At 34.5% G+C, this 9,113-nt stretch carries 11 protein-coding genes; 9 read left to right on the forward strand and 2 right to left on the reverse strand.

All coding sequences use genetic code 11. From position 1 onward, the window contains the following. The first annotated feature begins 228 nt into the window (after window positions 1-228). Window positions 229-495 (forward strand): phosphocarrier protein HPr, encoded by a 267-nt coding sequence (locus ACZQCL_RS02105; RefSeq protein ID WP_003866017.1) that lies wholly within the window; start codon window positions 229-231, stop codon window positions 493-495. Between the two features lie 67 nt (window positions 496-562). Next, window positions 563-2,257, forward strand: coding sequence for a phospho-sugar mutase (locus ACZQCL_RS02110; RefSeq protein WP_418582123.1), 1,695 nt, complete (start codon window positions 563-565; stop codon window positions 2,255-2,257). Window positions 2,258-2,322: 65 nt separating this feature from the next. Here ACZQCL_RS02110 and ACZQCL_RS02115 read toward each other — a convergent pair whose 3' ends face one another. Both ACZQCL_RS02115 and ACZQCL_RS02120 read right to left on the reverse strand, forming a co-directional pair. Continuing rightward, a complete protein-coding gene (locus ACZQCL_RS02115; protein ID WP_482481748.1) occupies window positions 2,323-3,483 on the reverse strand; it encodes a pyridoxal phosphate-dependent aminotransferase in 1,161 nt (386 codons plus the stop codon). Continuing rightward, window positions 3,483-3,977 carry an Lrp/AsnC family transcriptional regulator gene (locus ACZQCL_RS02120; protein WP_117926831.1) on the reverse strand — a complete coding sequence of 165 codons (495 nt, stop codon included), beginning with the start codon at window positions 3,975-3,977 and terminating at the stop codon, window positions 3,483-3,485. The genes ACZQCL_RS02115 and ACZQCL_RS02120 overlap by 1 nt, the downstream gene beginning before the upstream one ends. A 193-nt stretch (window positions 3,978-4,170) precedes the next feature. On the opposite strand from ACZQCL_RS02120, the gene gap reads away from it, so the two are divergent. From gap to ACZQCL_RS02155, 7 genes are all read left to right on the forward strand, one after another. After that, on the forward strand, window positions 4,171-5,184 hold the full coding sequence (gap, locus tag ACZQCL_RS02125) for a type I glyceraldehyde-3-phosphate dehydrogenase (RefSeq protein WP_040466502.1): 1,014 nt from the start codon (window positions 4,171-4,173) through the stop codon (window positions 5,182-5,184). A 134-nt stretch (window positions 5,185-5,318) separates the two neighbouring features. Beyond that, window positions 5,319-5,495 carry a hypothetical protein gene (locus ACZQCL_RS02130; RefSeq protein WP_186998664.1) on the forward strand — a complete coding sequence of 59 codons (177 nt, stop codon included), beginning with the start codon at window positions 5,319-5,321 and terminating at the stop codon, window positions 5,493-5,495. Further along, complete coding sequence (locus tag ACZQCL_RS02135; protein ID WP_227991595.1) at window positions 5,488-6,168, forward strand: hypothetical protein; 681 nt, start codon at window positions 5,488-5,490, stop codon at window positions 6,166-6,168. Before ACZQCL_RS02130 ends, ACZQCL_RS02135 begins: the two co-directional genes overlap by 8 nt. Window positions 6,169-6,239: 71 nt before the next feature. Beyond that, window positions 6,240-7,571, forward strand: a complete 1,332-nt coding sequence (cysS, locus tag ACZQCL_RS02140; RefSeq protein ID WP_482481749.1) for a cysteine--tRNA ligase — start codon at window positions 6,240-6,242, stop codon at window positions 7,569-7,571. Further along, window positions 7,571-7,957 (forward strand): Mini-ribonuclease 3, encoded by a 387-nt coding sequence (locus tag ACZQCL_RS02145; protein ID WP_270489870.1) that lies wholly within the window; start codon window positions 7,571-7,573, stop codon window positions 7,955-7,957. The genes cysS and ACZQCL_RS02145 overlap by 1 nt, the downstream gene beginning before the upstream one ends. Next, a complete protein-coding gene (rlmB, locus tag ACZQCL_RS02150; RefSeq protein ID WP_482481750.1) occupies window positions 7,954-8,670 on the forward strand; it encodes a 23S rRNA (guanosine(2251)-2'-O)-methyltransferase RlmB in 717 nt (238 codons plus the stop codon). The genes ACZQCL_RS02145 and rlmB overlap by 4 nt, the downstream gene beginning before the upstream one ends. Window positions 8,671-8,745: 75 nt before the next feature. Next, window positions 8,746-9,036 (forward strand): hypothetical protein, encoded by a 291-nt coding sequence (locus ACZQCL_RS02155; protein ID WP_482481751.1) that lies wholly within the window; start codon window positions 8,746-8,748, stop codon window positions 9,034-9,036. Window positions 9,037-9,113 lie beyond the last annotated feature (77 nt).

Below are 9,113 nucleotides of genomic sequence, written 5' to 3' on the forward strand. Positions count from 1 at the left end.
ACAAAGGAAGGGCGAAAGAAAAACTTGACATCTAGTTTCTGTATAAAAGGGGAAAATATAATGGGACTTTTACAGGTAATCTAGTAACTGGTAGTGGTGTCTTTGCACAAATGTTGCAAGGTTTAAATATACCGATTATGGAAGCGGAATCAGAAAAATTCGTTTAGGTATTGTTTTCTTTGGCAAAATGTCATAAAATACATTTAGATTTGATTTAGGAGGATAATTATGAAACAAGTAACTGTAACTGTAGTAGATCCAGTAGGTCTTCACGCACGTCCAGCAACTGTAGCTGTTAACGCTGCTAGTAAATTTAAAAGTGAAATCAATGTAGCTTTCAAAGGACGTGAAGTAAACATGAAATCTATCATGGGAGTTATGTCTTTAGGAATTCCTACACAGTCAGAAATCACAATTAGCTGCTCAGGCGAAGATGAAGATGCTGCTGTAGCTGCAATCGAAGAAGTATTGCGTGCTCAAAAGATCATTGCTTAATTAAAGAAAGTCTCATAGTTTTATGAGACTTTTTTATTTCAAAGTTAGAAAAGAAGGAGAATAAATAATGTCTATTGTTGAAGAAAGATATTCAAAATGGTTAAACCATGAAAATTTAGCCCCTCAATACAAACCTGTTTTAGAAGCAATGGATGCAGAAGAAAAAAATGATGCATTCTATACTACAATTGAGTTTGGTACAGCAGGTATGCGTGGTCTTTTAGGTCCGGGAACAAACCGAATTAATATTCATACAATTCGTAAGGCAACTCAAGGATACGCAAATTACATTAATGAAAATAACGGTGGTGAAGCTGGTATTGCGATTGGTTATGATAACCGTCACATGTCAAAAGAGTTTGCGTTTGATTGTGCTGACTTATTAGCAAAAAACAACATTAAATCATATGTGTTTGAATCATTACGTCCAACTCCAGAATTGAGTTTTGCGGTACGTCATTTAAATTGCTTTGGTGGTATTATGATTACGGCCAGTCACAACCCAAAAGAATACAATGGATATAAATTGTATGATGATAAAGGATGTCAGTTGATTCCATGTTTAGCTAGTCAGGTTATTGATAAGGTTAACGCAATTGAAGATGAATTGGCAATTGATGCAAACTGTACAGAAGAGCAAAAGAAATTAATTACAGTTATTGGTAAAGATGTGGATGAAGAATACTACAAAAATGTATTAAGTATTCAATTGAATCCTGAAGTTAAAAAAGATATTAAAATCGTATTTTCACCAGAACATGGAACTGCTAATATTCCTGTTCAAGAAGTTTATAAACGTGCAGGATATACTTGCATTCCAGTTGTAGAGCAATGTAGTCCAGATCCTGATTTCTCTAATACACCTACACCAAACCCAGAACAAGCGGGTGCTTATGAATTGTCATTAAAATACGCAAAAGAAAATCAAGCAGACTTAATTTTAGTTTGTGACCCAGATGCTGACCGTATGGGTGTTGGAGTCTTGCACAATGGTGAATATGTTGTATTAACAGGAAACCAATCTGGTTCTGTTGAAATTGAATATATTTGTTCACAACTTCAAAAACAAGGTAAAATGCCTGAAAATCCTGTAATGTTCAATACAGTTGTTACAAGTGATCTAGGAGAAAAAGTCGCTTCTGATTATGGTGTTACAACAGAAAAAACTTTAACTGGATTCAAATTCATTGGTGAAAAAGTTGCGAAATATGAAAAAACGCACGAAAAGAACTATGTATTTGGATATGAAGAAAGCTATGGTTCATTAATTAAACCTTTTGTACGTGATAAAGATGCTCCTCAGGCTTGTTTAATGCTTGCAGAAGCTTGTGCATTCTACAAAGAACAAGGTAAAGATTTGGTTGACGTATTAGATAGCTTATATGACCGTCATGGTACATATGAAGAAAGTCAAGTTGCGTTATCATTAGCTGGTGAAGCGGGTGCTAAACGTATTAAAGAAATCTTAGCTAACTTAAGAAAAGATGCTCCAACACAAATTGGTGGTACGAAAGTTGTTCGTAGTGAAGACTATAAAGAATGTGTAATCAAAGAAGCAGATACAGTAACTGAACTTACTGGATTCACTAAATCGGATGTATTAAAATACTATCTTGAAGACGGAAGTTGGATTGCGGTACGTCCTAGTGGGACAGAACCAAAATGTAAATTCTACTATTGTATCAAGGGATCTTCAAAAGAAGATGCTCACAACAAAACAGTTCATTTCCAAAAGGCAATGGATGATTTGATTGCCAAGTAGTATTAAAGGATGTCAAAATAAAATGGCATCCTTTTTTCTGTTTATTTGAAAAAAAGGATCTAGACTTATTTGTCTAAATCCTTCAAGAATTGTTCTAAACGAACAACAGCTTCTTTGATGTGATCTATGCTATATGCATAAGAGATACGGATATATCCTTCACCACTTTGTCCAAAAGCGTTTCCTGGAACACAGGCAACTTTTTGTTTTTGTAGTAATTTTTCACAGAATGTTTCTGAATCCAGTCCTGTCGATTGAATGTTACAGAAAACATAGAATGTACCATGAGGCATATTTGTCTTTAGTCCCATACGATTGAGTCGGTTGACTAAGAAGTTTCTTCTTTTTAGATAATCATCTTTCATCATCAATACATCATCATAGCCGCTTTTAATGGCTTCGATACCTGCGTATTGAGACATAACAGGAGCTGACATGATTACATATTGGTGAATCTTATTCATAACAGAAGAAAGTTCTTTGTTGGCCATACAATAGCCTAGACGCCATCCTGTCATTGCATATGCTTTTGAAAAACCATTTACGACAATAATTTGAGATTTGATTTCGTCAAATTGGGCTAATGATGCAAAAGGCTGATCAAAGCTTAGTTCGGCATAGATTTCATCACTCACAACATATATACCGGATTCTTTGATGATATCAACAATTTTTGCGTAGTCCTCTTTTGTCATGACACCACCTGTAGGGTTGCTAGGATAATTGATAATCATAGCTTTTGTCTTTGGTGTGATGACTTTCTTTAAATCTTCTGGAAGAATTTTAAAATCATTTTCTTCTTTTAACTGTAAAGGGACAACAACACCATCACTTAGTATAACACTTGGTGCATAAGCAACGTAGTTAGGGTCTAATACAATAACTTCATCGCCTGGATTCAACAGGGCACGCATACATAAGTCAATGGCTTCACTACCACCAATTGTGACAATAACTTCATTTTCAGGATCATATGTTTGATTGTAATGTTCCTTATGGAATTTACAGATTTCTTCACGAAGCTCCAACAATCCACGATTGGCTGTATAGTGAGTGTGTCCTGTACTCATGTAGTGAATCGCATTTTCACAAATGTGCCATGGCGTAGCGAAATCGGGTTCACCAACACCTAAAGAGATAACGCCTTCCATTGTGCTTGCTAAATCAAAGAATTTACGAATTCCACTTGGTTTGATAGATGTTGCTTTTGTAGATAAACTTTTCATTATGGAGTCACAACCAATCTTGATTCTTTATCTTCCGGTTTGTCAATCATGACAATACCACTTTGCTTATATTGTTTTAAGACAAATAATGTCTTTGTGGAACGAACATCTTCAACACAGGCAATCTTATCTGAAACAAAGCGAGCCACTTCAAACATGGTTTTACCTTGTACTAAACATAAGAAATCACAATCTCCACTTAATAGATACATTGTATCTACTTCTGGATAGTTGGCAATTAATGCTGCTGTCTTGTCATAGCCTCTATTTCTTGTAGGTGTACAACTTACTTCAATATAAGCTAAAACTTTTTGATCTTTTAACGCTTTATTGTAGTTGATAATTGTGTGATAGCCACAAATAATTTTGTTTTTTTCTAAAGATTGAATCTCTGATTTTATACTTGCTTCATCTTCATTCAAAATATCCGCTAGATCTTGTGAAGTTAGACGAGCATTATTTTCTAGTAAATCTAGGATTAAACTTTGATTCATTTTTAATTCCTCCTTTTGAATATAATAGCACAATTAAGGTTATGTAAAAAGTGTGAAAATGCTTGAGAATGAACTGTAAATAGTCTAAAATATAAGTGGTTGTTAGTTGTAAAAAGTTTTACTTGTTAGAGAATTGACAAATCAACAGTAGGCTTTTATAATAACAATGGTATTTAAAGGAGGATTTACTGACATGACAGTAAAAGTTGCGATTAACGGTTTTGGACGTATCGGACGTTTGGCATTCCGTCAAATGTTTGGTGCTGAAGGCTACGAAGTAGTAGCTATCAATGACTTGACTAGCCCTAAGATGTTAGCTCACTTGTTGAAATATGATTCAACTCAAGGAACTTACGCTAAGGCTGACACAGTTGTTGCTGGTGAAAATTCAATTACAGTAGATGGAAAAGAAATCACTATCTACGCAGAAGCTGATGCTTCTAAATTACCTTGGGGTGAATTAGGAGTTGACGTAGTATTAGAATGTACAGGATTCTATACTTCAAAAGCTAAAGCAGAAGCACACATTAAAGCAGGTGCTCGTAAAGTTGTTATCTCTGCTCCAGCAGGAAATGACTTACCAACAATCGTTTACAATGTAAACCACGAAACATTGAAACCAGAAGATACAGTAATTTCTGCAGCTTCTTGTACAACAAACTGTTTAGCTCCAATGGCTAACGCTTTGAACAAATTAGCTCCAATTAAATCAGGTATCATGACTACAGTTCACGCTTACACTGGTGACCAAATGACATTAGACGGACCTCAACGTAAAGGTGATTTACGTCGTAGCCGTGCTGCTGCAGTTAACATTGTTCCTAACTCAACAGGTGCTGCAAAAGCTATCGGATTAGTTATCCCTGAATTAAACGGAAAATTAATCGGATCTGCTCAACGTGTTCCAACTCCTACAGGATCAACTACTATTTTAGTAGCTGTTGTTGACGGAGAAGTTACAGTTGACCAAATCAACGCTGCTATGAAAGCTGCTACAACTGAATCATTCGGATACACTGAAGAACAATTAGTATCTAGTGATATCGTTGGTATGCGTTACGGATCATTGTTCGATGCAACTCAAACAATGGCTCACTCATTAGGTGACGGAACTACTCACGTACAAGTTGTTTCTTGGTACGACAACGAAAACTCTTACACAAGCCAAATGGTTCGTACAATTAAGTACTTCTCAGAATTAGCTTAATAATTGTAAGACTTTTAAAGGAATCCAATAGGGTTCCTTTTTTTTGCATGCTTAACTAAAAAGTGCAAATCAAAACCTTGAAATAAATAGGTAAATCATGTATTCTAACCTTTAGAGATTGTGAGGTGTTAGCGATGGGTATTCGACATCGTTTGACGGATTCTGAGCGTGATGATTTAACAAAAGATGTAGACGATTTAGATGCTGTTTACATGGAAAAATTAAGAAAAGATGGAATTGACGAAGATTTATTAGCTCAGTTTCGTGATTTAACTTTAGAATTAGAAAAGGATAAGGAACAAAATGGATAGTAAGACAATGAATGTAATGATCATAATTGTATTGACATTAGTATTTATCTTAGTGCCAATGATTATGAAAAAAGTTGTATGGAAGAAGTTATTAGTTCAATTAAACAATGAACAATATGACGAATTCTACAAAACATTAGATACAGGAGCATGTAAATTCTCATATCAGGCATTTAACCGTGAGTATATGCGTTTAAGTGGTTATTTGGCACAAAGAAATGATGCGAAAATCGAAGAACAATTTGAATTGTTGAAAAATATGCGTATTTCAAATAAACAAAAGGCTAGTGTCGCAACTCGTGGATTTTATTATTATTTAGAAAAAGGAAAAATCAAAAAAGCAGAGGGCATGCTTTCTTATGGAAAAAGCTATATTGATGAAAAGACATTCAAGAATATGCAGATTCAATTCAGCATATTAATGAAGAAAGAAGCCAAATATATTGATGACTGTAAAGAAATTTTAAATGGTATGTGGGATGGTAAGTCCGAACTAGACAACAATAAAAAATTCCCTGTTGGAACCATTCAATATTTAATTGGGCTTCAATATTCTTATTTAAAAGATGTGGATCATATGATGGAATACTTTAATCCTGCATTAGAAAATTTAGCGGGTACACCATATGAAGAAGATATTCGTCGTATCATGACTAATTTACATGTAGGCTGACCATTTGGTTAGCTTTTTTTTTCATGTTTTGTATTGTATAATAAACAATATGAATTGGAGGACATTTTATTATGAAATTATATAATAGTTATTCTCAAACCATTGAAGAATTAAAACCAATCGAACCAGGAAAGATTTCCATGTACGTATGTGGACCAACGGTCTATAACTATCCACATATTGGAAATGCTCGTCCTATCGTTGTATTTGATACATTAAAAAAAGTATTGTCTGCACAAGGCTATGAAGTGACTTTTGCTTCAAACTATACAGATGTAGATGATAAGATCATTAAAACGGCTATTGAACAAAATGTTACTGAAAAGGAAATCACAGACAAATTTATTGTTGCCTATAACGATGTACGTAAAGGTTTACATGCAGATCTTCCAGATTATGCACCTCGCGTTACAGAAACAATGGATCGTATTATCGAATTTATTGATAAGATGGTTAAAAATGGTTCAGCTTATCAAGTGGGAGGCGATGTTTATTTCCGAGTTAATAGTGATAAAAAATATGGAGAACTGTCTCATCAAAGTATTGATGATCTAATGGTTGGTGCTCGTATTGATGAAAATGAAAAGAAGGAGAATCCATTAGATTTTACTTTATGGAAAGAGACAACGGAAGGAATTAAATGGGATTCACCTTGGTCAAAAGGACGTCCAGGATGGCATACAGAATGTGTGGTTATGATACAGGATGTATTTAAGAAAACATTGATTGATATCCATGGTGGTGGTTTAGATTTAAAATTTCCTCACCACGAAAATGAGATTGCTCAATGTGAAGTATGCAACGATACACACTTGGCAAATATCTGGGTACACAATGGTATGATCAATATCAATGGTATCAAGATGTCAAAATCATTAGGTAATGTATGGTGGGCTAAAGACTTGATCGCAAACCATGGAGGAAACTTAACTCGTTGGTTGATGATTTCTACACATTATCGCGCTCCACTAAACTTAAATGAAGAGGCATTTTCAACTTCAAAGAAAGAATTAGATAAGATTGCAGCTGCTTATAAACAGGCTTGTGTAAAATTGGCTTTATCAAATGCTAAAGAAACAACTGCATTTGATGAAACGTATACTTCATTTATTGATGCATTAAATGATGATTTAAATACACCTAATGCGATCAGTGTTGTTTATGAAGTCGTTAAAAAAATCAATCAGGCGGTTCGTCAAAGAGAAATCGATGTTGAAAATTTAGCTGTTTTAGTACATACATTAGAAAAGATGCTTTATATTTTAGGTATTGAATTTGATAAGATCACAATGAGTGAAGAAGATAAAGAAATGTATCAAAACTGGAGAAGTGCAGTTAAAGAAAAAGATTTTGAAACAGCGGATACACTTCGTGCTGCATTGATTGAAAAAGGAATTCTGTAATGGAAATTGTAACGGAAAATGCGACAAGTCTAGCATGGATTGGTGATGCCGTTATGTCTTTGGCTGTGCGCGAACACCTTCTAAGTTTAGGGTATCGCAAGGCCCATGTCCTTCAGAAGAAAAACGCTGTAATTTGTAGTGCTAAAGGGCAATCTGTTATGTTGAATACAATGATGGATGAAGATTTCTTTACCGAGGATGAGAAAACAATTCTTGCACGTGGAAGAAATGCGACGATTCATTCAAAGGCTAAAAATGCGACACACAAAACATACTTAGAAGCAACCGCATTAGAATCTATGTTGGGATATTTATATTTATATGGACATCAGGATAGACTTAAGGTTTGTCTAGATAGAATAATTGAGATAGGGGACAGTCTATGATCGTATATGGAAAAAATGTGTATTCTACACTTCAAAATGATCCGGATTCAATCGAAAAAGTATATGTACTTCAGGGATTGAAAGACGCAAAGCTTTTAAAATCGATTCAAAAATCAAATTTAAAGGTAGAATATTGTAATCGTGCAAAATTAGATAAAATTGCTAATTCGACACATCATAATGGAGTTGCGGTAAAAGCAAGTGAAATTGAAACATATAGTATTGAAGAATTAGTTAGACGAGCTAAAAAGCCTGGCTTATTAGTGGCTTTGGACGGTGTTCAAGATCCACATAATGTAGGTGCTATTTTAAGAACTTGTGATTGTACGGGTGTTGATGGTGTCATCTTGACGAAACACAATAGTTGTGGATTAACTCCAACGGTTGTTAAGGCAAGTACAGGAGCTGCTTATACTGTACCTGTTTCGATTGTGACGAATTTATCGCAGACATTAAGAAACTTGAAACAAGAAGGATATTGGGTTGTTGGTACAGATATGAAGGATGCAAGAGAATATCGTGAAGGTATGTATGATTCACCAACTGTATTGGTTATAGGATCTGAGGGTCAGGGTATTTCAAATCTTGTAAAGAAACAATGTGACTATATGGTGTATCTACCAATGGTCGGAAGTATCACTTCATTAAATGCGAGTGTTGCAGCAGCTGTCTTGATGTATGAGGTATACAACCAAAGAAATCCAATCAAATAAGTCGATTTTTTATAAAATCGGCTTTTTTAATGTCTTTTTCACATTGCCTCGTTATAATGGATTTAGGTGATAAAGATGAATATATATGAATGTATATACATGGTTCAAATGAATGATTTTACGGAAATGAAAAATTTGATTCAATACTATAGACCTATGGTGACGGACATATGGGCGGATGTTTTTGTACGAAAGACAAACACAATTCTTTGCGAAAAAGAAGAATTCTATCGTCATGCCGATTTATTGTTGTATCATTGTATATTTGAATATCGAATGGATCGTGCACTTTCGTTTTCAGGATTTTATAGGCGTTGCACTAAAAATAAGGCCTATGATATTTTGCGTCATAGCATAAGAAAGTAGTGTTACTTAAATCAAACCTGTATTAGTTTAGACCAAAGAATTCGGGAGGATACAAAACTATACTATGGTGATGTGAA

The sequence above is a fragment of the Holdemanella sp. genome (assembly GCF_056804935.1).

Excerpts from the sequence above, each read along its gene's own strand:
- ACZQCL_RS02145 (WP_270489870.1), top strand. The coding sequence starts at position 7,571 with ATGGAAATTGTAACGGAAAATGCGACAAGTCTAGCATGGATTGGTGAT.
- ACZQCL_RS02130 (WP_186998664.1), top strand. The coding sequence starts at position 5,319 with ATGGGTATTCGACATCGTTTGACGGATTCTGAGCGTGATGATTTAACA.
- ACZQCL_RS02105 (WP_003866017.1), top strand. The coding sequence starts at position 229 with ATGAAACAAGTAACTGTAACTGTAGTAGATCCAGTAGGTCTTCACGCA.
- gap (WP_040466502.1), top strand. The coding sequence starts at position 4,171 with ATGACAGTAAAAGTTGCGATTAACGGTTTTGGACGTATCGGACGTTTG.
- ACZQCL_RS02120 (WP_117926831.1), bottom strand. The coding sequence starts at position 3,977 with ATGAATCAAAGTTTAATCCTAGATTTACTAGAAAATAATGCTCGTCTA.
- ACZQCL_RS02155 (WP_482481751.1), top strand. The coding sequence starts at position 8,746 with ATGAATATATATGAATGTATATACATGGTTCAAATGAATGATTTTACG.
- rlmB (WP_482481750.1), top strand. The coding sequence starts at position 7,954 with ATGATCGTATATGGAAAAAATGTGTATTCTACACTTCAAAATGATCCG.
- ACZQCL_RS02115 (WP_482481748.1), bottom strand. The coding sequence starts at position 3,483 with ATGAAAAGTTTATCTACAAAAGCAACATCTATCAAACCAAGTGGAATT.
- cysS (WP_482481749.1), top strand. The coding sequence starts at position 6,240 with ATGAAATTATATAATAGTTATTCTCAAACCATTGAAGAATTAAAACCA.
- ACZQCL_RS02135 (WP_227991595.1), top strand. The coding sequence starts at position 5,488 with ATGGATAGTAAGACAATGAATGTAATGATCATAATTGTATTGACATTA.
- ACZQCL_RS02110 (WP_418582123.1), top strand. The coding sequence starts at position 563 with ATGTCTATTGTTGAAGAAAGATATTCAAAATGGTTAAACCATGAAAAT.